The sequence below is a fragment of the Georgenia soli genome (assembly GCF_002563695.1).
GTDB classification, from domain to species: domain Bacteria; phylum Actinomycetota; class Actinomycetes; order Actinomycetales; family Actinomycetaceae; genus Georgenia; species Georgenia soli.
In genome coordinates, this window is sequence record NZ_PDJI01000004.1 from 2,659,040 (window position 1) to 2,679,905 (window position 20,866).

The window sequence follows — 20,866 nt, forward strand, 5'->3', positions numbered from 1 at the left end:
CGCTCACGCCGGGCCGGGCACGGCCGGTCACACCGCCAGCTCGGCGAGCCGGCCCGCGTCGAGCTGCCACCGGCGGGTCGCCCGCACGTGGCCGAGCATCCGCCGGTCGTGCGTGACGAGCAGGACGGTGCCCGGGAAGGACTCGATCGCCTGCTCGAGCTGGACGATCGCGGGCAGGTCGAGGTGGTTCGTCGGCTCGTCGAGCACCAGCAAATTGGTGCCGCGCGCCTGCAGCAGGGCGAGGGCGGCGCGGGTGCGCTCGCCGGGGGAGAGGGACGCAGCCGCGCGGGTGGCGTGCTCGCCGCCGAGCCCGAACTTGGCCAGCAGCGTGCGCACGTCCGCCTCCGCCCACTCCGGCAGCAGCTCGCCGAACGTCCGGGCCACCGGCTCCTCCCGCGTGAACATGGCGCGGGCCTGGTCCACCTCGCCGACGGCGACCCCGGCCCCCAGTGCGGCCCTCCCCTCGTCGGGGGCGAGGCGGCCGAGCAGGAGCGCGAGGAGCGTGGACTTGCCCGAGCCGTTGGCGCCCGTGACGACGATCCTGTCGGCGTGGTTGACCTGGGTGGTCACCGGCCCGAGGAGGAACCCGCCCCGCCGGACGACGGCGCCGTCGAGCACCGCCACGACGCTCCCGCTGCGGGGGGCCTGCGCGATCGACATGCGCAGCTCCCACTCCTTGCGCGGCTCCTCGACACGCTCCTTCTCCAGGCGCTCGATGGCGCGCTCGGACTGACTGACCTTGGCGGCCTGCTTCTCGGTCCGGGCGAGGGCGCGGGCCTTGATGTGCTTGTCCGGGTCCTTGGCCTTCTTGCGGGCGGTGCGGACGCCCTTCTCGACCCACGTCTTCTGGGTCTGGATCCGGTCCTTCAGGCCCGCCATCCTCCCCGCGTACTCCTCGTAGGCGTCCCGCGCGCGGGTGCGGGCGAGCTCGCGCTCGGCGAGGTAGGCCTCGTAGCCGCCGTCGTAGACGGAGACCTGCTGCTGGGCCAGGTCCAGCTCGACGATGCCGGTGACGGTGCGGGCGAGGAACTCGCGGTCGTGGCTGACGACCACGAGCGGGGAGCGCGTCTCGGCGACGAACCGCTCCAGGCGGTCCAGCCCGGCGAGGTCCAGGTCGTTGGTGGGTTCGTCCAGGAGCAGGACGTCGTAGCGGGACAGCAGCAGCGCGGCCAGCCCCGCGCGGGCGGCCTGGCCGCCGGAGAGGGTGGTGGTCGGCGCGTCGAGCGGGACGTCGAGGCCGACGTCGGCCGCCGCGGCCGCGGCCCGCTCGTCGAGGTCGGCGCCGCCCAGGGCCAGCCACCGCTCCAGGGCGACGGCGTAGGCGTCGGCCGCTTCGCCGTCGTCGGGCATCTCGGACATTGCCTGGGCGGCCGCGTCCATGGCCTCCGCGGCCTCGGTGACGCCGGTGCGGCGCCGAAGGAGGTCGAGGACCGTCTCGCCCGGGCGGCGCTCGGGCTCCTGGGCGAGGTAGCCCACCGTGGCGTGCGGCGGGGCCAGGGTGGTGCGGCCCTCGAGGTCGGCCCGCGAGGGGAGTCCGGCGAGCGCCGCGAGCAGGGTGGACTTTCCGGCGCCGTTGGCGCCGACGAGGCCCCACACGTCGCCCGGGGCGACGGTGAGGGTGAGGTCGGAGAACAGCCGGCGGGCCCCGTGGGACGCGCCGAAGTCCGTCACGTGGAGGGTGGCCGGCATGGACAGAGGTTACGTCGTCGGCCGGGTCTGCAGCCCCGGCCCGGCGTACGTGCGGGTGCTCACGCCCCCGCGGACACACCGTCCGTCACAGGTGACGGTCGGCGTAGACCGTCATCGCGTCGCGGACGAACGCGGCACCGTCCGCCCCGCCGTAGTTCTCCGCGAACCGGGGATCGGCGACGTACATCTCCGCCAGGCCGACGAAGTACTCCCTCGTCGGGCCCGTCGCGCCTCCGGGCGTGCCCGGGATGCCTCGGAGCCAGTCGAAGTGCCGCTGCGCGAGAGCCTGCGCCTCCTCGCTGTCCGGGGCGACGTGCCGCTCGGCCGCCGCGACCCAGTCGGTGCCGAGCTGCGCCGCCCGCTCCTGCCAGGACTTCTTCTCGTCCGCGCCCAGGCTGCGCCACCACCGGTCACCGGCGGCGTAGGCGTCCCTGCCCCAGCGCTGCTCGACCTCGTCCTTGTACTGCGTGTGGTCGAAACCGTCGAACATCTCCTCTGCCACGAGCTGTTCACCTCCTTCCCGCTTCTCGATCGTGCGACGTACCGAGGCGATCTGCCGGTCCACCCGCTCGCGCTCCTGCTCGAGGAGTGCGAGGTGGGTGCGCAGCGCGTCGGTGACGTCCTGCCCGCCGTCGAGCACGTCGGCGATCGCGGTCAGCGACAGGCCGAGCTCGCGCAGCAGCAGGATCCGCTGCAGACGCACGAGCGCGTCCTCGTCGTAGTACCGCAGGCCGGCGTGGCCCGTGCGGGACGGCTCGAGCAGCCCGATCTGCCCGTAGTGGCGCAGCGCGCGGCTCGTGGTGCCGGTCGCCCTGGTCACCTCGTGGATCGACCACTCCACTGCTCCTCCGTCCCTCGACGAGAGCCAGGATGGCAGTTGACGCTGCGTCAACCGCAAGGGCTCGGACCAGTGGGAGCGGGCGTCCCGGGCCGGCGGGGAGGATCCCGGCCAACTGGGATGAACAGGACATGTCCGGCCGCTTACTGTCCGTCCACAGGTTCGGGCGCAGGTGTGTGTGTATGTGCACAACCCTGTGGACAGGCACGGTGGAAAACATTCGTGGATGTTGACGCACGACGGCGGCGGTCTCGCTCCGGAGGGCGCCAGCGAGACCGCCGCGGCTGGGGAAGGGGCCCGGCTCGCAGCCGGAAGGCTCCTTGTCTTCTCCTCGGTCAGCCGGGGAGAACCTCGCCGGTCAGGTGCACGGACCCGGAACGCCTACCCCACAGCGCGAACCGCACCCCGCCGTCGGCGGTCGCACCGCCTGCGGCCGGACCGTCGGCGGGCGCACTACCGGCGGTCGCGCCGTCGTCGAGCGCACCGGTGCCGGCCGGCTCCGTCCCGAACGCGACTGTCGCCGGCAGGAGCACCGGCTTGGCAAAGTCCACCGACCACGTGAACGGTCCGCGGCGCAGCGCCGGCGGCGTCGAGGCCAGGGCGCGCGCTGCCGTGTACATCCCGTGGGCGATGGGCCGGGGGAAGCCGAACAGTCGGGCGCCCAGGCGCGAGACGTGGATGGGGTTGCGGTCCCCGGAGACCTCCGCGTAGCGCGCCGCGACGTCGGGACCGAGGCGCCACACCGCCGTCGGGACCTCCGGAGGTGCCGGCCGTCCGCCCCGCTCGAGGGCCGGGGCCAGCGTCAGGCCCTGCGGGGGGCGGCCCTTGGCGAGATAGGTGGAGACCCCGCGCCAGGCGAGTCCGCGCTCGTCGGCCACCTCGACCACCAGGTCCACCGTGGCGCCGCGCGCGTGCTCGCGGGCGTCCTGCGCCCACGCCCGCACGGTGACGACGTCGTCCAACCCGAGCCGGCGGTGGACCTCCACGCGGTTCGACACGTGGACCAGGCCCAGCACCTGCAGGGGGAAGTCCTCGCGCACCATGACGGCCATCGCCAGCGGGAACGCCATCACGTGCACGTACCCGGCGGGGAGGACGTCGGTGCCCGGCTCGCCGATCAGGTGCTGGTACTCGGACAGCGCCGCGACGTCGGGCCGCACGCCGTCGACCCGCAGCACGACCGCGGGCAGCTCGCCGGCCACGGGCCGGGCGAGCACCAGCTGGCGCATACGCCCCAGCGCCTTGGCGTAGAGACGCCCGAGCGACGGCATCTCCCGGAGCACCTGCTCCCGGTAGCCCGACGGCGGACCGGCCGCCGGGCCCGAGGTGCCCGACGTGCGGACGAACCTCGGCCCCTTGCGCAGCTCCGCCATCACTGGCCCACCAGCATCTGGCCGCACACGCGCAGCGTCTGACCGTTGATGCCGCCCGCCTGCGGGGAGGCGAGGAACGCGATCGCCTCGGCGACGTCCACGGGCCGGCCACCCTGCTGCAGCGAGCTGCCCCAGCGGGCGATCTGGCGCGGCAGCGGCGGGATCCTCGCCGTCATGTCCGTCTCGATGAAGCCGGGGGCGACGGCGTTCACCGTTCCGCCCGCGCGACCCACGGGTCCGGCGAGCGCCCGCGTCATCCCGATGATCCCGGCCTTCGCGGCGCCGTAGTTCGTCTGGCCGCGGTTGCCGGCGATGCCCGACGTCGAGGCCAGCGAGATGATCCGCGGCGCGCCTGCCCCGCCGCCGAGGACCCCGGGCCGGGCGAACGTCTCGTTCATCCGCAGGGGCGCGGTGATGTTGACGGCCAGCAGGTCCTCGAACCTGTCCGGCGTCATGTTGGCGAGCAGCTTGTCCCGCAGGATGCCGGCGTTGTGCACGACGACGTCCAGGTGCCCGTAGCGGCTGCGGGCGACCGCAAGGATCCGCTCGGCGGCGTCCTCGGCGGTGATGTCCAGCTGGAGCGCGACGCCGGCCACCTCGTTCATGACCGCGCTGAGCGAGTCACCGGCGGCCGGGACGTCCACGCCGATCACGTGGGCGCCGTCGCGGGCCAGCACCCGGGCCACGGCCGCGCCGATGCCACGGGCCGCGCCCGTGACGACGGCGACCGTGCCCGCGAGCGGGCGCGCCCAGTCGGCCGGCTCGGTCCCGCCGTCGGTCCCGACCTGCAGCAGCTGGCCGTCGACGAACGCCGAGCGCGCCGAGAGGAGGAAGCGCAGCCCGCCGCGCACGGACGGGGCGTCGACGGCGACGCCGTCGGCGAGGACGAGCCCGTTGGCGGTCGCCCCGGCGCGCAGCTCCTTGGCCACCGAACGGAGGAAGCCGTCCACGCCGTGCCGCGCCGCGGCGACGGCCGGGGCGGCGCCGTCGCCGGAGCCGTCGGTCCCGGAGGGGTCCGCGACAACGGCGGGGGAGGTGCGCGACAGCGTCACCACCCGCCCGCCCGGGGCGAGGCCGCGCAGGACCGAGCCCAGCTCGAGCGCCGGAGCGGCGAGGTCACGCGGGTGCTCCAGCCCCGTGAGCACCACCACGACGGCGCCCCAGCGCTCGTGGTCGCTCAGCCGGCTGTCCCGCCGCACGTCCAGGTCCCAGTCGAGCAGGCCCTGGGCCAGGGTGTCCGCCTCGGTCGTGGCACGGGCGTCGGAGAGGACGAGCACCGGACCGGGCGTGAGCGGCCTGTCCACCGAGGACGGGTCCGTGCGCCGCAGCCGCGCCGGCCGAGGCAGCCCGAGCTTCTTCGCGAGGGAGGCGGTGACGCCGGAGTTCACCAGCTCGAGGTAGGTGTCGCTCACGCCGCCTCCAGGATCATCGTGACCGCCTGGCCGCCGGCCGCGCAGACCGAGATGAGCCCGCGGGCGCGCTGCCCGGGCCGCACCTCGGACTCGCCCTGCTCGCGCAGGAGCTTGGCGAGGGTGCCGACGATCCGGCCGCCGGTCGCCGCGAACGGGTGGCCCGCGGCCAGGGACGAGCCGGTGACGTTCAGCCGCGACCGGTCGACCTTGCCGAACGCGCCGTCCAGCCCGAGCCGGGTGCGGCAGAAGTCCTCGTCCTCGAGCGCGGCGAGCGTGGCGAGCACGGTGGAGGCGAACGCCTCGTGGATCTCGACCAGGTCGAAGTCCTCGAGCGTCATGCCGTTGCGCTCCAGGAGCGCCGGGATGGCGTAGGCGCCCGCCATGAGCAGGCCCTCCTGCCCGCCGACGAAGTCGGTGGCCGCCACCTGGGCGTCGACGACGTGCGCGAGCACGGGCAGGCCCCGCTCGGCCGCCCACTCGTCGGAGGAGAGGAGCACGGTGGAGGCGCCGTCGGAGAGCGGGGTGGAGTTGCCGGCCGTCATCGAGGCGGCGGGGCCACCGGTGGTGCCGTTCTTCCCGAACACCGGCTTGAGCTTGGCGAGCTTCTCCGGCGAGGTGTCGGCGCGCAGGGACTCGTCGCGCGTCAGGCGCCGGTACGGCGTCAGGAGGTCCTCGAAGAACCCGCGCTCGTACGCCGCGGCGAGGTTCTGGTGGGAGGCGAGCGCCAGGGCGTCCTGGTCCTCCCGGGTGATGCCCCACCGCGCCGTCGTCAGGGCCTGGTGCTCGCCCATGCTCAGCCCGGTGCGCGGCTCGGCGACGTCGGGGGCGACCGGGGCCAGGTCGCGCGGACGCAGGGAGGCGAAGGCCTTGAGTCGGTCCGGCAGCGTCTTTGCGCGACTCGCCCTCAGCAGCGCCTTGCGCAGCCGGTCGGAGACGACGATCGGGGCGTCGGACGTGGAGTCCACGCCGCCGCCGACGCCGACGCTCGCCTGCCCCAGCGCGATCTTGTTCGCCACGCCGATGATCGCCTCGAGGCCGGTGCCGCAGGCGCGCTGGACGTCGTAGGCGGGGGTGCGCGGGTCGAGCGAGGAGCCGAGGACGGTCTCGCGGGCGAGGTTGAAGTCCCGGGAGTGCTTGAGCACGGCGCCGGCCGCCACCTCGTCCAGCCGCTCGCCGGCCAGCCCGAAGCGGGCCACCAGACCCTCGAGCGCGGCGGTGAGCATGTCCTGGTTGGAGGCGCCGGCGTAGGCGCTGCCGGCCTTCGCGAACGGGATCCGGTTGGACCCGATGATCGCGGCCCGGGGGGCCTGGGTGGAGGGGGTGGAGGTCACGTCGTCGTCCTCTTCCTGCTCGGCCGCACGGCCGACGATGGCACGGCCCAGGACCAAGGTCCGTGGGCGGAACGGTGATTGCGGTACTCACAGTACCTGATACCGTCGGTAGCGTGATGTCAGTCACGCCGTCCGGGCAGCTTCCGGACCTCACGACCGCCCCCGACGGGCGCGCCACCCGGTGGGCCGACCACCGTGCCGCCCGCCGGGCCGAGCTCGTGCGCGCCGCCCGCCGGGCGGTCCACCACCGCGGCCCCGACCTGTCGATGGACGACATCGCCACGGAGATCGGCACCTCGAAGTCGATCCTCTACCGGTACTTCACCGACAAGACCGGTCTGCAGGTGGCGGTCGGCCAGGCGGTGCTCGGCCGCATGCGCGAGGCGCTCGAGGAGGCCGCCGCCCGGGCCGGCGGACCGCGGGAGCGGATCTCCGCCATGGTCGGCGTGTACCTCGAGATGGTCGACGGCTCGCCCCACGTCTACGCCTTCGTCACCCGCCCGGAGGCCACCGCGGGGCAGGTGCGCGGCTTCGTCGCCGAGGTCGCGGACCTCGTCACCGACGCCGTCCTGCCCGCACTGCGCGGCGACGACGACGCCGGGGCGGACGCCCGCGCCGACGTCGGCGAGGCGACCCTGGTGGCGGCCCGGCTGTGGGCCGCGGGCGTCGTCGGCCTGGTGCGCGGCGCCGTCGACCTCTGGCTCGGTGACCGGGCCGAGCCGACGGCGGAGCAGCAGCCGGCGCCCGCCCTCGCCGGCCCGGGCCGGCCCGGTTCGCCGGCGGCACCGGGGTCGCCGGCAGCACCCGGCCCGCCGGACGTCGGCGGCCTGCCCCGCGAGACGCTCGCCGCCCACCTGTCCGACTGGCTCTGGGACGGCGCCGTCGGCGTCCTGCGCAGGGCCCGCCAGAACCGGGGCGGCTGACGTGCCGGACGTCCCCGCCCGTGAGCCGCTCGCCACGACCGGCCCCGTCCGCAGCACCCGACCCGCAGCAACCAGTCCAGCACCTCGGAAACCACGACGACGTGAACCGGAGACCCCGATGACGACCACCTCACCCGTCCACCACCCCCGCACCGCCGCCGCGGGCACGCTCGCGCCGTCCGCGCCCACGCCGCCCAGCCCCGGCGCTCCCCGCCCCCAGGCCGACCGGCTCGACGTGACCGCCCTGGGCCGCCTGCTCGACGGGCGCTGGTGGGAGCTGCGCCGCAGGGCCCGCGACCTCGCCCTGCGCCCCGAGCTCCAGAAGATCGAGGGCCTGCCGACGGCGGAGCACCGCGAGCGCGTGCTCGCCCAGCTGCGGGACCTGGTGGGGACCGGCGAGGTGCTGCGTGCCTTCCCGGTCGAGCTCGGCGGGCAGGACGACCCGGGCGGCAACATCGCCGGGTTCGAGGAGCTGGCGGTCGCCGACCCGTCCCTGCAGATCAAGGGCGGCGTGCAGTGGGGACTGTTCGGCTCCGCGGTGCTGCACCTGGGGAGCGAGGAGCACCACCGGCGCTTCCTGCCCGGGATCATGGACCTGTCGGTGCCCGGCTGCTTCGCCATGACCGAGATCGGCCACGGCTCCGACGTCTCCTCGATCGCCACGACGGCCACCTACGACGCCGACGCCGAGGAGTTCGTGATCCACACCCCGATCACGGCGGCACGCAAGGAGTACATCGGCAACGCGGCCCTGCACGGACGCGCCGCCGTCGTGTTCGCCCAGCTCGTCACCCGCGGCGTCAACCACGGGGTGCACGCCTTCTACGTCCCCCTGCGCGAGGACGACGGCGACGGCGGGCTGCGGTTCCTGCCCGGGGTCGCGGGGGAGGACGACGGTCACAAGGGCGGGCTCAACGGCGTCGACAACGGCCGGCTGTGGTTCGACCACGTCCGCGTGCCGCGCACGAACCTGCTCAACCGCTACGGCGACGTGGCCCCGGACGGCACGTACTCCTCGCCCATCGCGAGCCCCGGGCGCCGGTTCTTCACCATGCTCGGCACCCTGGTGCAGGGCCGGGTGTCGCTCTCCGGCGCCGCGGTCAGCGTGTCCAAGATGGCGCTCGCCATCGCCGTCCGCTACGGCTCCGAACGCCGCCAGTTCACCGGCGCGGACGAGCACAGCGAGGTCGTCCTCCTCGACTACCAGCAGCACCAGCGCCGCCTGCTGCCGCTCCTGGCGCGCACCTACGCCGCGACGTTCGCGCAGGCCGAGCTGCTCGAGCGCTTCCACGGCGTCTTCTCCGGCGAGCACGACACCGACGCGGACCGGCAGGACCTCGAGACCCTCGCCGCCGCGGCCAAGCCGCTGACCACCTGGCTGGCGCTGGAGGCGCTGCAGGAGGCCCGCGAGGCCTGCGGCGGGGCGGGGTTCATGGCAGAGAACCGTCTGGTCGGGCTGCGCCAGGACATGGACGTCTACGTCACCTTCGAGGGGGACAACAACGTCCTGCTCCAGCTGGTCGGCAAGCGACTGCTCACCGACTACGGCAAGGAGATGGCGAAGGTCGACATCGCCGGGGCCGCCCGGTACGTGGCGGCCCGCGCGGCGGACATGACGCTGCACCGCACCCCGCTGCGCCGCGCCGCGCAGTCGATCCTCGACTCCGGGTCACGCGCCCGCTCCGCCGGGCACCTGCGCGAGGCCGACACCCAGCGCGAGCTGCTCGAGGACCGGGTCGAGGCCATGGTCGAGGAGATCGCCGGGGCCCTGCGCCCGGCGCGCAAGGCCTCGCCCGTGGAGGCCGCGGCCCTGTTCAACGCCCACCAGCACCAGCTCATCGAGGCGGCCCGCGCCCACGCCGAGCTGCTCCAGTGGGAGGCCTTCACCGCCGCGCTGCCGAAGGTGCGGGACGAGCGGACCCGCGAGGTGCTCACCACCCTGCGCGACCTCTTCGGGCTGACGCTGATCGAGAAGAACCTCGCCTGGTACCTGGTGAACGGGCGCATCTCCGCCCAGCGGGCCAAGACGGTCACGAGCTACGTCGACCGCCTGCTGGTGCGCCTGCGGCCCCACGCCCTGGACCTGGTGGACGCCTTCGGCTACACGGCCGGCCACCTGCGCGCGACCATCGCCACCGGGGTGGAGAAGGAGCGGCAGGACGAGGCGCGGGAGTACTTCCGGCGCCTCCGGGCGGCGGGCCAGGAGCCGGTGAACGAGAAGGTCCTGCACGCCGGGCAGCAGCGGGCGGGCGTCGCGCAGCCCTCGTCGGCGGACTGACGCGGTACCGGGCCGGCACCCTGCTCGGGCGTCAGTGCTCCCGCGCAGGAGAAGTCGGCCCGGGCCGACTTCTCCTGCGCAGGAGCACTGACCGGCGGACGATGGTCGTGGAGGTGGTGTCATGGCCGGGCCCTACCCGGAGAGGATCGCGCCAGGCGTCCACCTGCTCACCGTCGGACGAGGCGTCGCGGCCTCGAACGTCTACCTCGTACGGTCGGCCGGCGGCCCGTGGGTGCTCGTGGACGCCGGGTGGGGCAGCAGCGCACCGCGGATCGAGGCGGCCGCCGAGCTGCTGCTCGGGCCCGGCGTGCGGCCCGCGGCGATCCTCCTGACCCACATCCACCCCGACCACTCCGGCGCGGCCGGGACCCTCGCCCGCGCGTGGGAGGTCCCCGTCCACGTCCATGCCGACGAGGTCGTGATGGCGGCGGGGCGGTACCTGCCGGACCGCTCCATGCCGCTCGACAGGTGGGTCGTGGCGCCGCTCATGGGACTGCTGCCGGCCCGCCGCCGGGAGGCGGTCGAGGCGGCCGGGGACATCACCGACGTCGTGCGCCCGCTCGACCCGACCGGCGTCGTGCCCGGGCTCCCCGACTGGGAGTACGTCCTCACGCCCGGTCACACCCCCGGGCACGTCGCGTACCGGCGCCGGTCCGACGGCGTCGTGCTCTCGGGGGACGCGGTCCTGACCGTGAACCTGAACTCGCTGGTGGGTGCGCTCTCCGGGCGCCAGCGGCTCGCCGGACCGCCCTGGCTGACCACGTGGGACCGTGAGGCGGCGCGCCGGTCGGTGAACGCGCTCGCCGCACTGCGGCCCAGGATCCTCGCGCCCGGGCACGGCCGCCCCCTCGTCCTCGGCACCGGTGAGCCGCTGCGCCACCTCGCCCAGGAGCTCACGCCCGCGCCGCGGCGGACGGTCCGGGGCGCCGGCAGGCTCGCTCCCGGGCAGGTGACCAGGGGAGTCCTGCGGCCGCCCAGGCCGGGGGTCCGCCTGCTCCGGGCACTCCGCTGTCGGTGAGCCGCCCCCGGTGGGAGGCTCGGCCCATGGCAACCACGCGTGAGGTGGACGTCGTCGTGGTCGGGGGCGGCTCCACCGGGGAGAACGTCGCCGACTACGCGCACCGGGGCGGGCTGGAGGTGGTCCTGGTCGAGTCCGGTCTGGTCGGCGGGGAGTGCTCGTACTACGCCTGCATGCCGTCCAAGGCGCTGCTGCGGCCGGGGCAGGCGGTCGCCGCCGCCCGCCGCGTCGACGGCGCCGCCCAGGCGGTGACCGGCACGCTCGACCCTGCGGCGGTGCTGCGCCGTCGGACCACCTTCACCCACGACTGGGACGACTCCAGCCAGGTCGCGTGGGCCGAGGGCGCCGGCCTGGAGCTCGTCCGGGGGAGCGGGCGGATCTCCGGCGAGCGGCAGGTCACCGTCGCTCTTCCCGACGGCGGTGAGCAGGTGCTGGCGGCCCGTCACGGCGTCGTCGTCGCGACCGGCTCGGAGCCGGCCCGCCCGCCGGTCGACGGGCTGGACACCGCCCGGTACTGGACGACGCGCGACGCGACGAGCGCCCAGGAGGTGCCCGGACGGCTGGTCGTGCTGGGCGCCGGGGTCGCCGGGTCCGAGCTGGCGCAGGCGTACGCGCGGCTCGGGGCCGAGGTCACGCTTCTGGCGCGCAGCCGCGTGCTCGGCTCGTTCCCGGAGCCGGTGGCCGGGCTCGTCGGCGCCGGGCTCGCCGTGGCCGGGGTGGACGTGCGCACCGGGGTCGGCGCCGTCGGCGTCGAGCGGCCGGACGGGCCCGACGGCGAGGTACGCGTCCGGCTCGACGACGGCAGCACCCTCACCGCCGACGAGCTCCTGGTCGCCACCGGCCGCCGCCCGCGCACCGCCGGGCTCGGCCTGACCACGCTGGGGATCGCCGACGGCGAGGCGCTGGAGGTCGACGACTCCGGCCGCGTGCTCGCCGTCGCCGGGGGCTGGCTCTACGCCGCGGGCGACGTCACCGGCCGGGCGCCGCTGACGCACCAGGGCAAGTACGCGGGCCGGGTGGTCGGAGACGCGCTCGCCGCCCGCGCGGCCGGCCACCTGCCGGGGCCGGCGGAGCCGTGGAGCCGGTACGCGTCGACCGCCGACCACGTGGCCGTCCCGCAGGTCGTGTTCACCGACCCCCAGGTGGCGCAGGTGGGGCTGCGCGCCGACCAGGCCCGGGACCGCGGCCGCCCGGTGCGCACGGTCCACCAGGACCTCGGTCAGATCGCGGGCGCGTCGCTCCTCGCCGACGACTACGCCGGGTGGGCCGAGCTGGTCGTCGACGACGAGCGCGACGTGGTCCTGGGCGCCACGTTCGTCGGCCAGGGCGTGTCCGAGCTGCTGCACGCCGCCACGATCGCCGTCGTCGGGCAGGTGCCGCTCGCGCGGCTGTGGCACGCGGTGCCCGCCTACCCGACGACCAGCGAGGTGTGGCTGCGGCTGCTCGAGACCGACCGCTCCCGCTGACACGCCCCTTCCCCAGCGGCGAGACGTCACTTGCTCGCCGAGATGTCACTTGCTCGCCGAGACGTCACCTGCTCGCCGAGAGGTCACGTGCTCCCCGAGAGGTCACTTGCTCCGTGAGAGGTCAGGAATTCCTGACCTCTCACGGAGAAGTTGACGTCTCACCGCGTGTGCGGGGGGGTGGGGGCGTGCGAGCGGGGGCTGGAGCGGGGTCAGTGCTTGAGGGTGAAGCGGAGCACCTCGCCCTTGTTCGCCATGGCGGAGTTGTTCGACACGTACACGTGGTCCCCGTCGACCACCAGCCCGCCGGGCATGGTGAGCTTGGTGGTGAGCACCTTGTGGTGGCGCGTGTTGTGGGCGTCCACCCAGTGCAGCGCTCCGGTCGGGTTGCCGGACAGCAGCCCGTTCGTGGCGATCTCGAGAACCAGCAGGTCGCCGTCGTCGGTGAAGGCGAGGTCGATGATGTTGGTGAAGCCGTCGGCGAAGACCTCCGGCTTCTCACCGCGCTCGAAGCGCCAGACCGTCGCCTTGCCCTTGGGGAACGGGAAGCCGGTGAGCTGGCCGACGTAGAGGGCACCGTCCGGCCCGCGCACGACCGTGGTCGGCACGGCGTCGGGGCGCACCTGCCCCTGCGGCGTCTTCACCGGGGCCTCGTGCGGGAAGACGAAGATCGTGGAGACCTTGCCGTTCCGGTCCACCCGCAGCAGCGAGTTCCCGCCGGCGTCGGCCACGACCTGGCCGCCGCGGTCGGCGACGAGCGAGTTCGGGTTGGTGTCGAAGTCGTCCTTCTCGGGGTTGACCTTCCGCTCGTAGTTCCCGATGTCGGCGACCTTCTTCACGGTGCCGTGCCGGGTGTCCACCTTTTGCACCGTGGCCAGCGTGGACGCGAGGGTGCGGTACTTGCCGGCAGGCATCTTGTTGCGCACGGCCGGGTCCGCCCCGAGCCCGATGGTGGCGTAGAGGCGGCCGTGCCCGTCGAACGCGACGTCGGAGGGGCCGATCGCGCCGCTCCCGTCGGCCTTGGCCCCGATGGAGGGCAGGCCTTTGACGACGTCGGTGACGCTCTTCAGGTGCCCGGAGCCGCCTCGCATGTGGAGCTCGGTGATCTTTCCCGTGGCGCCGAGACAGACGTCGCCGCCCTCAGGGCCCGGGAAGCACGGGGCACGGCGGTCGCCGCCGCGACCCTCGCCGGCCTGCGTGACGAAGACGTCTCCGTCGTCGTCGACCGTCAGCCCGCGCGGGTTGTCGAGGTTCTTCGTCAGCACGGTCCGGTCCGTGAGGGTGACCTCGTCGGAACCGCCGCGGTCGTGCGCGACGCCCGGGGCGACGCCCACGAGGGGGACGAGCAGCAGTGCCGCCGCGGCGCCTGGCAGCACCAGTCGGGTGGGTCTCACGACGTTGCACCTCCGGGCCGCGGGTCGACCCTGGCTGGCGCGCCGGGCGGGTCAGGAGGGATGGGAGGCGCGCGTCGATGCGGCCTGCGGCCAGACCAGTTTCCTGGGGGCGCCGAACGGGGGTCAACGCAGTCACCGGGAATGGGGGGCATCGCGAGGGACGTGGCCCCCATCACCCTCAGCGTGGACGGCCGCCGCGGGGGGTGGGAGGGGCGCCTACCCTACGCGGGTCTGTCCCCGACATCCGGAGTCCCCATGCGTCCCCGACCCGTCAACGCCCCCACGACGACCCGGCGCCTCGCCGTCGTCGGATCCTCCGGCGGCAACCTCTACAGCCACGGCGGTGACGACCCGGTCGGTCTCGTCGGGCACATCCGCCGGCAGGCCGCCGCCGCCGGGATGGAGGTGACCGCCGTCCAGCTGGTGGCGGTCGACTCGTCGATGGACGCCGCCCGGGACGACACCCCCGCCCGCCTGTACTCCCTCGTCGACGGGGACGTCGCCGTGGTCGTCTCCGGGACCCTCGCAGACGTGAACAAGGTGGCCGGGGAGCGGGACGCCGACCTCGCGCGCGCCGTGGCGGCCGGCGAGGTGGACGGGCTGGTCCTCGTCAGCGCCGACCCCGACGGCGTCAACTCCGCCGTCGTGCGCGCCGCGGTCGACGCCGGGCTTCCCGCCGCCGGCACGGGCGGCACGTCCATCGCGGCGGCCCAGGCCAAGGGCCTCAACCTCGTCGCGGCCTCCGGGACGACCGGTTCCACGAGCACCACGCGCGCGGTGTCCTACGTCGCCGGGCTCGCACGCCACTGGGGCACGAGGTACCGGCCGGTGCTGGGCACCGCCGAGGCGTCCGACGGCGGAGGCTCACCCTGGCGGCGCATCTCCCTGCGCGGCATCATGGTCGGCTCCCTGCCGGCGTTCATCGCGCTGGCGCTCGTCCTCGCCGTCGGGAAGATCCCCGGCCTCGACGCGCTCGGACCCGTCTTCGACGCGCTCATCGCCGGGCTGCCGGTCGTGGTGGCCGCCGTCGCCGCCCGGCGCGTCTCCGGTCTCGGCGAGGTCGGGATCGTGGCCGGCGTCGTCGCCGGCGTGCTCTCCGCGGAGGGCGGGATCGTCGGGGGCCTCGTCGGCGGCATCCTCGCCGGCGTCGTGGTGGCCTACCTGCTGCGGTGGACGCTCGCGCACCGCTTCCCCGTCACGACGGCGAACATCGTGGCGGGCGGGATCTCCGGCCTCGTCGGCGGCCTGGTGGTCTTCCTCCTGCTGGCGCCGGTGACGAACGCCGTCGGTGAGGGCGTCAAGAGCGCGATCGAGGCCCTCGTGGCGTTCAACCCGCTGCTGGCCGGCGCCCTGGCCGGCCTGGTGATGTGGCCGGCGATCATGGGCGGCGTCTACCACGCGGCGATCCTGCCGCTGGTGCTGCTGGAGATGGGCGAGAAGGGGCACAGCTTCTTCGGTGCGGTGGACATGGTCTCGCTGGTGATGGTGAGCCTGGGCATCACCCTCGCCAACGTGGTGCGCCCGCGGACCTCGGGAGAGCGGGCGCTCGCGGCGTCCGGGGCCGCGGTGAACTTCGGGTTCGGCACGTTCGTGGAGGCGTCGTACCCCTTCATGTTCGCGGACCGGAAGGTGTTCGCCGTCGCGCTGGGCTCCGCCACCCTCGGCGGCCTGGTGGTGGGGGCCACGGGCGCCGAGGCCACCGCGTACCTGCCCGCCGTCGTCGCCCCCTTCGTCGCCACGGACACGGTCGGCATGGTGCTGTCGATGCTCGTCGGGTGCGTGGTCCCCTTCGTCTCCGTGCTGGTCATCAACGAGCGGGCGCGCCGCAGCGAGCGTGCCCGGCAGGCGGGGCCGGCGCGCGAGGAGCTGCCCAGCGGCGCCTGACCCCGTCCTCCCGCACCTCGCCCTCCTGCGACCGCTGCACGAAACCGCGAGCGCGCCTGTTCCGCGGGTAGCGCTCGCCTGCCGACCGGGGGCGCCGAGCGAGCTCGCGGGACTCAGCCCAGCAGCTCCGCGAGCAGGTCCACCCAGTCGAGCAGGTGACGGTCGGACAGGCCCTCGCGGCGCACCCGGTCGTGCGCCTCCGTGCCCAGCTGCTCCGCGAACGCGGGCTCCGCGAGCAGGCGCGCCACGTGCCGCATGAGCCCCTCGAGGTCCGCGGGGTCGTCGACCAGCAGCCCGTTCTCCTCGTGGGTGATCTGGTCCTGGATGCCACCGACGGCGGTGGCCACCACCGGGCGACCCTTCCACAGCGCCTCGGCGACGCTGAGCCCGAAGCCCTCCGCGAGGCTCTTCTGCACCACGACCGTCGCGCGGCGCTGCACCGCGTTCACGAGCAGCGCGTCGTCCCGCAGCCGGGTCGGCAGGCACGCGACGTGCGTGCGGTCGCGCACCTCGTCCGCCAGGCCGTGCCAGATCTGGAGGCAGTGGCTGAGCACCTCGGCGCCCTCGGCGTCGTGCTCGTCCACCTGCGCGCCGGCCAGGAGCAGGTGCGTGTCCGGGGGAAGCTCGTCGAACGCCTCGCTGAACGCCACGAGCAGGCCGTTCATGTCCTTGAGGCGGTCCCACCGCGAGAGCTGGAGGATCACGCGCGCCCCTGCCGGCACCGGGCCGCCGGCCAGCATCACGCCGCTCTCCGGGTCCGAACCGGCGCTGCCGACGCGCACGGGGCCCGGGCCGGGCACGACCGGGTCCGGCTGCGGTGCGCCGTCCCCCGGCAGGCGCGCGGCGGCGTGTCGCCCGCCCGCCGCCTCTACCCCGCCGGCCTCGATCCCGCAGGCGCGGAGGATGTCCTCGACCTCCTGCGGCTCGAGGGGGCGGTTCTTCGGCGAGAGCGGGTCGATCGACGGCGCGATCACCCGGACGCCGTCGGGCTCGAGGAAGCCCGGCCGGTAGACCGCCCGCGTCAGGACCACACGGTCGACGGCGTCCAGGTACGGCTCGACGAACGCCCACGCGCGCTCCGACACCTCGTCCGGCACGTCCGCGCCGACGTGGCAGCGCCAGACCACGTACACGCCGCGACGCCGCAGCTCGGGCGCCAGACCGGCGGCGGCGGGGTCGTGGAGGACGACGACGTCGCCGGGCCTGATCTGCTCCGCCACCTCCGCGAGGTTGAGCGCCAGGCACCGTTCGTAGTCGGCCCGCTCGTCCGGCCCGATCCCGTCGCCGTCGTGGGCGCGGCCGTGCAGCGCGTGGTTCAGCCGGGTCGCGAGGGTGAAGAAGTCGGTGTCGCCGTCGAGCGTGAACCACCCGACCCGCACCCCGGCCCCGGCGGCGTAGGGGAGCAGGCCGTGGAGCAGCACCCCGACACCGCCCGTGTCCGTCGCGGAGACGTTCCACACGGTGCGTCCGCCGAGCACCCGGCGGGCGCGCTGGGCACCGCTCTCCAGGCGGCGGGCGGACACCTCGTCCAGCGCGCCGGCGAGCGTCGCGAGCGGGGTCGGATCGACGTCGATCGTCCTCATGCCCCGATCCAACCCCGCCGGGGCGTCGCGCGGAAGCCCGACGCACCTCACCAGCGGTTGACGACGTCCTCCGCGAAGCCGACCAGGCCGTCGACGGACCGGCGGGCGCCGTCGTCGTCGACCACCCATCCCGACCAGGTCCCGAAGCACTGGTGGTTCTGGGACGAGATCACGCCCAGCCGCATGCTCGAGACGCGCTCGTGGAACGGCTCGAGCCGCACCTGGACCCGCGGGCCGGTCACGAACCACGGCGCGCTGCGGTCGGTGACGTCGTAGGCCCAGGAGAGGTCCTCGCCGAGGTAGTGGACCCGGCCGTCCACGGTGAGCGCGTTCTCGGTCGCCCCGGTGCCGTCCGTCCACTTCCCGCCGAGCTGGAGCCCGGTGACCACACCGTCGACGACGCCCGAGCCCGTGCCCCAGTTCCACACCACCGAGTAGGGCCAGCGCCCGCGACCGAAGTCCTGCACCGCCCAGGAGGGGGCGTCCGCGTCGACGGCGATCTCCTCGCCGTCGATCCACAGCGACCCGGACACGGGCAGCGCCACGTCCTTGACGGTGTACTGGAACTGGCGCTCGTTCCACGGCACGACGACGCCGAGGGACTCGTGGCCCGGCGGCACCTCGACGGTGAGGTCGAACCGCACCCGGGGGGTGATGCCCCGCAGCCGGGCGCCGGGGCGCGGGCCTTCCCCGGAGTCCGGGTCGACGGCGATCGCGAGACGCCCGGCGCGTGCGCGGACCGGGCCGCCCCCGCACCGGCTGGGCATGCGCACGTCGCGCCCCAGCGGCGCGGTGGCCGAGCAGTCGACCTCCTCGCCGGTGGCGCGGTCCAGCGCCCAGACCTGGTGCACGCCTGCGTAGTTCAACGACGAGACGGTGAGGCTGACGATGTGCGTCGGGGTGATGACGCACCAGTACTCCCAGCGTTTGGTGCGGCTCCACATCGCCGCGCGGCCCAGCGGGTCGCCCAGCAACGCGTGCTTGTCCGCCAGGACCCGCAGGTTCGCCCGGTGCAGCGGGGTCCGCGTCCAGCCCACCGCCGCAGGGTTGAGGGCCCCCGACGGGAGGCACAGGTCCACCGGGTCGGTGATCTCGGCCAGCACCCCGTCATCATGTCCGAGATCGCGTTCGGGTTGGGCGGATACGTCGCCCACAGTTCCGGGAGGACGCGGGCGACGTGACCAACTCCGCACGGACGCCCGCGCGGACGACGGAGCCGCTGGCAACGGCTGCGACCGGGCCGTGCGCCGTCGGCACCGTCCGTCCAGCAGGGGGGACGCCGGGATGGCCGTGTCCCCGACGTAGGTAACCTGTGCGGGCAGACGCCGGACGAGAACGCGGAGGAATCATGACTGACGTGGCCGAGCAGCTGCCGGACACCGTCGAGCACGCGGCATCGACCCCCGACGTCGATCTGCCCTTCCGTGAGCTCGGGCTCAAGCCCGACGAGTACCGGCGCATCGTGGACCTCCTCGGGCGCCGTCCCACGGCCGCCGAGCTGGCGATGTACTCCGTCATGTGGTCGGAGCACTGCTCCTACAAGTCGTCCAAGGTCCACCTCCGCCAGTTCGGGGAGAAGACCACCGACGCGATGCGCGAGCACCTGCTCGTCGGCATCGGGGAGAACGCCGGCGTCGTCGACATCGGCCAGGGCTGGGCCGTGACTTTCAAGGTGGAGTCCCACAACCACCCCAGCTACGTCGAGCCGTACCAGGGCGCCGCCACCGGCGTCGGCGGCATCGTCCGCGACATCATCTCGATGGGCGCCCGGCCGGTCGCCGTCATGGACCAGCTCCGCTTCGGCGCGGTCGACCACCCCGACACCGCCCGCGTGGTGCACGGCGTCGTCGCGGGCGTCGGCGGCTACGGCAACTGCCTGGGCCTGCCCAACATCGGCGGCGAGACCGAGTTCGACCCCTCCTACCAGGGCAACCCGCTCGTCAACGCGCTGTGCCTGGGGGTGCTGCGGCACGAGGACATCCACCTCGCCAACGCCTCCGGCGCCGGCAACAAGGTCGTCCTCTTCGGCGCCCGCACCGGCGGCGACGGCATCGGCGGTGCCTCCATCCTCGCCTCGGAGACCTTCGAGGGCGGCATGCCCAGCAAGCGGCCGAGCGTGCAGGTGGGCGACCCCTTCATGGAGAAGGTGCTCATCGAGTGCTGCCTCGAGCTCTTCGCCGCCGGCGTCGTCGAGGGCATCCAGGACCTCGGTGCCGCCGGTATCTCCTGCGCCACCTCCGAGCTCGCCTCCAACGGGGACGGCGGCATGCACGTCGACCTCGAGAACGTGCTCCTGCGCGACCCGAGCCTTACCGCCGGCGAGATCCTCATGAGCGAGTCGCAGGAGCGGATGATGGCCGTCGTCGCCCCCGACAAGCTCGACCGCTTCCTCGAGATCACCGCGAGGTGGGAGGTCGAGACCGCCGTCATCGGCGAGGTCACCGGCACCGGCCGGCTCACCATCGACCACCACGGGCACCGCATCGTCGACGTCGACCCGCGCACCGTCGCCCACGACGGCCCGGTCTACGACCGTCCGTACGCGCGCCCCGCCTGGCAGGACGAGCTCAACGCCGACGGCGCCTCCGCCCGCCACCTGCCGCGCTCCTCCGACGGCGCCACCCTGCGCGAGCAGGTCCTCGCCCTCGTCGCCTCCCCGAACCTGGCGTCGAAGTCCTGGGTCACCGACCAGTACGACCGGTACGTCCAGGGCAACACCGCCCTCGCCCAGCCCGACGACGCGGGCGTGGTCCGCGTCGACGAGACCACCGGCCTCGGGGTCGCGCTCGCCACGGACGCCAACGGCCGCTTCACCAAGCTGGACCCGCGCACCGGCGCCCGCCAGGCGCTCGCGGAGGCGTACCGCAACGTCGCCACTGTCGGCGCCCGTCCGCTCGCGGTGACCGACTGCCTCAACTTCGGCTCACCCGAGGACCCGGACGCCATGTGGCAGCTCGTCGAGGCCATCACCGGCCTCGCGGACGCCTGCCAGGAGCTCGGCGTGCCGGTCACCGGCGGCAACGTCTCCCTGTACAACGGCACCGGCGAGCCGGGCAGGATCGACTCCTCGATCAACCCCACCCCCGTCGTCGGGGTGCTCGGGGTCCTCGACGACGTCGCCCGCGCCACGCCGTCGGGCTGGACCGAGGACGGGCTCGCCGTCTACCTGCTGGGCACGACGGCGCTCGAGCTGGACGGCTCGGCGTGGGCCGACGTCGTCCACGGCCACCTCGGCGGCCTGCCGCCGCGGGTGGACCTCGACGCCGAGCGCGCCCTCGGCGAGGTGCTGGTCGGGGTGGCCGACGGCACCGCCCGCGCCGCGCACGACCTGTCCACCGGCGGGCTGGCGCAGGCCCTCGTCGACTCGGTCCTGCGCTTCGGCGTCGGCGCGGAGATCGACCTGACCGAGGTCGCCGAGCGCGACGGCGTCGACCTCGCCGCCCTGCTGTTCGCCGAGTCGGGGGCAAGGGCGCTCGTCGCCGTCGCCCCCGAGGACGCGGGACGCCTGGAGGCGCTCGCCGCCGGCCACGGCGTGCCGGCCGCCCGGATCGGCACCACGGGCTCGGCCGCGCTGGCCGTCGCCGGTACCTTCACCCTGCCCGTGGACGAGCTCCGGCAGGCCTCGTCCGCCACCCTGCCCGCGTACTTCGGCTGACCGCCGGTCGCCACGAGAGAGAGCG

The 20,866-nt window shown here is 74.6% G+C and carries 14 protein-coding genes; 6 read left to right on the top strand and 8 right to left on the bottom strand.

All coding sequences use genetic code 11. The features are described from left to right. Positions 1–27 precede the first annotated feature (27 nt). The 5 genes from ATJ97_RS13355 to ATJ97_RS13375 all read right to left on the bottom strand — a co-directional run bounded on the left by ATJ97_RS13355 (position 28) and on the right by ATJ97_RS13375 (position 6,643). Positions 28–1,689, bottom strand: a complete 1,662-nt coding sequence (locus ATJ97_RS13355; protein WP_098484169.1) for an ABC-F family ATP-binding cassette domain-containing protein — start codon at positions 1,687–1,689, stop codon at positions 28–30. Between the two features lie 85 nt (positions 1,690–1,774). Beyond that, positions 1,775–2,530 carry a MerR family transcriptional regulator gene (locus tag ATJ97_RS13360; protein ID WP_098484170.1) on the bottom strand — a complete coding sequence of 252 codons (756 nt, stop codon included), beginning with the start codon at positions 2,528–2,530 and terminating at the stop codon, positions 1,775–1,777. 332 nt (positions 2,531–2,862) lie between these two features. Then, positions 2,863–3,900 carry a MaoC/PaaZ C-terminal domain-containing protein gene (locus ATJ97_RS13365; protein ID WP_098484171.1) on the bottom strand — a complete coding sequence of 346 codons (1,038 nt, stop codon included), beginning with the start codon at positions 3,898–3,900 and terminating at the stop codon, positions 2,863–2,865. Next, complete coding sequence (locus ATJ97_RS13370) at positions 3,900–5,312, bottom strand: 3-oxoacyl-ACP reductase (RefSeq protein WP_098484172.1); 1,413 nt, start codon at positions 5,310–5,312, stop codon at positions 3,900–3,902. Before ATJ97_RS13370 ends, ATJ97_RS13365 begins: the two co-directional genes overlap by 1 nt. After that, on the bottom strand, positions 5,309–6,643 hold the full coding sequence (locus ATJ97_RS13375) for an acetyl-CoA C-acetyltransferase (protein WP_245862505.1): 1,335 nt from the start codon (positions 6,641–6,643) through the stop codon (positions 5,309–5,311). Before ATJ97_RS13375 ends, ATJ97_RS13370 begins: the two co-directional genes overlap by 4 nt. A 116-nt stretch (positions 6,644–6,759) precedes the next feature. Here ATJ97_RS13375 and ATJ97_RS13380 point away from each other — a divergent pair, with 116 nt between their 5' ends. The 4 genes from ATJ97_RS13380 to ATJ97_RS13395 all read left to right on the top strand — a co-directional run bounded on the left by ATJ97_RS13380 (position 6,760) and on the right by ATJ97_RS13395 (position 12,328). Next, positions 6,760–7,566 (top strand): TetR/AcrR family transcriptional regulator, encoded by an 807-nt coding sequence (locus ATJ97_RS13380; RefSeq protein ID WP_098484173.1) that lies wholly within the window; start codon positions 6,760–6,762, stop codon positions 7,564–7,566. Positions 7,567–7,684: 118 nt separating this feature from the next. Then, entirely contained in the window at positions 7,685–9,844 is a 2,160-nt protein-coding gene (locus ATJ97_RS13385) for an acyl-CoA dehydrogenase family protein (protein WP_098484174.1), read from the top strand. 121 nt (positions 9,845–9,965) lie between these two features. Beyond that, positions 9,966–10,862: an MBL fold metallo-hydrolase gene (locus tag ATJ97_RS13390; protein ID WP_098484175.1), complete on the top strand. Its 897-nt coding sequence runs from the start codon at positions 9,966–9,968 to the stop codon at positions 10,860–10,862. 26 nt (positions 10,863–10,888) lie between these two features. Beyond that, a complete protein-coding gene (locus tag ATJ97_RS13395) occupies positions 10,889–12,328 on the top strand; it encodes a dihydrolipoyl dehydrogenase family protein (RefSeq protein ID WP_098484176.1) in 1,440 nt (479 codons plus the stop codon). Positions 12,329–12,537: 209 nt separating this feature from the next. Here ATJ97_RS13395 and ATJ97_RS13400 read toward each other — a convergent pair whose 3' ends face one another. After that, entirely contained in the window at positions 12,538–13,719 is a 1,182-nt protein-coding gene (locus tag ATJ97_RS13400) for a ScyD/ScyE family protein (protein ID WP_098484177.1), read from the bottom strand. Positions 13,720–13,974: 255 nt separating this feature from the next. Between ATJ97_RS13400 and ATJ97_RS13405 the strand changes: the two genes are divergently transcribed. After that, positions 13,975–15,603 carry a hypothetical protein gene (locus tag ATJ97_RS13405; protein ID WP_211287233.1) on the top strand — a complete coding sequence of 543 codons (1,629 nt, stop codon included), beginning with the start codon at positions 13,975–13,977 and terminating at the stop codon, positions 15,601–15,603. A gap of 113 nt (positions 15,604–15,716) precedes the next feature. Here the strand turns inward: ATJ97_RS13405 and ATJ97_RS13410 are convergent, their stop codons facing one another. Continuing rightward, positions 15,717–17,186: a glycosyltransferase gene (locus ATJ97_RS13410; RefSeq protein ID WP_143427029.1), complete on the bottom strand. Its 1,470-nt coding sequence runs from the start codon at positions 17,184–17,186 to the stop codon at positions 15,717–15,719. Positions 17,187–17,233: 47 nt separating this feature from the next. Next, entirely contained in the window at positions 17,234–18,289 is a 1,056-nt protein-coding gene (locus tag ATJ97_RS13415; RefSeq protein WP_098484179.1) for a DUF2804 domain-containing protein, read from the bottom strand. A gap of 245 nt (positions 18,290–18,534) precedes the next feature. Here ATJ97_RS13415 and purL point away from each other — a divergent pair, with 245 nt between their 5' ends. Further along, entirely contained in the window at positions 18,535–20,841 is a 2,307-nt protein-coding gene (gene purL, locus ATJ97_RS13420; protein ID WP_098484180.1) for a phosphoribosylformylglycinamidine synthase subunit PurL, read from the top strand. The last annotated feature ends 25 nt before the right edge of the window (positions 20,842–20,866 follow it).

Bases quoted from the DNA above. Each gene is read 5' to 3' on its own strand.
- ATJ97_RS13355 (WP_098484169.1), bottom strand. From the start codon at position 1,689: ATGCCGGCCACCCTCCACGTGACGGACTTCGGCGCGTCCCACGGGGCC.
- ATJ97_RS13365 (WP_098484171.1), bottom strand. From the start codon at position 3,900: ATGGCGGAGCTGCGCAAGGGGCCGAGGTTCGTCCGCACGTCGGGCACC.
- ATJ97_RS13380 (WP_098484173.1), top strand. From the start codon at position 6,760: ATGTCAGTCACGCCGTCCGGGCAGCTTCCGGACCTCACGACCGCCCCC.
- ATJ97_RS13385 (WP_098484174.1), top strand. From the start codon at position 7,685: ATGACGACCACCTCACCCGTCCACCACCCCCGCACCGCCGCCGCGGGC.
- ATJ97_RS13390 (WP_098484175.1), top strand. From the start codon at position 9,966: ATGGCCGGGCCCTACCCGGAGAGGATCGCGCCAGGCGTCCACCTGCTC.
- ATJ97_RS13395 (WP_098484176.1), top strand. From the start codon at position 10,889: ATGGCAACCACGCGTGAGGTGGACGTCGTCGTGGTCGGGGGCGGCTCC.
- ATJ97_RS13405 (WP_211287233.1), top strand. From the start codon at position 13,975: ATGCGTCCCCGACCCGTCAACGCCCCCACGACGACCCGGCGCCTCGCC.
- ATJ97_RS13410 (WP_143427029.1), bottom strand. From the start codon at position 17,186: ATGAGGACGATCGACGTCGATCCGACCCCGCTCGCGACGCTCGCCGGC.
- purL (WP_098484180.1), top strand. From the start codon at position 18,535: ATGACTGACGTGGCCGAGCAGCTGCCGGACACCGTCGAGCACGCGGCA.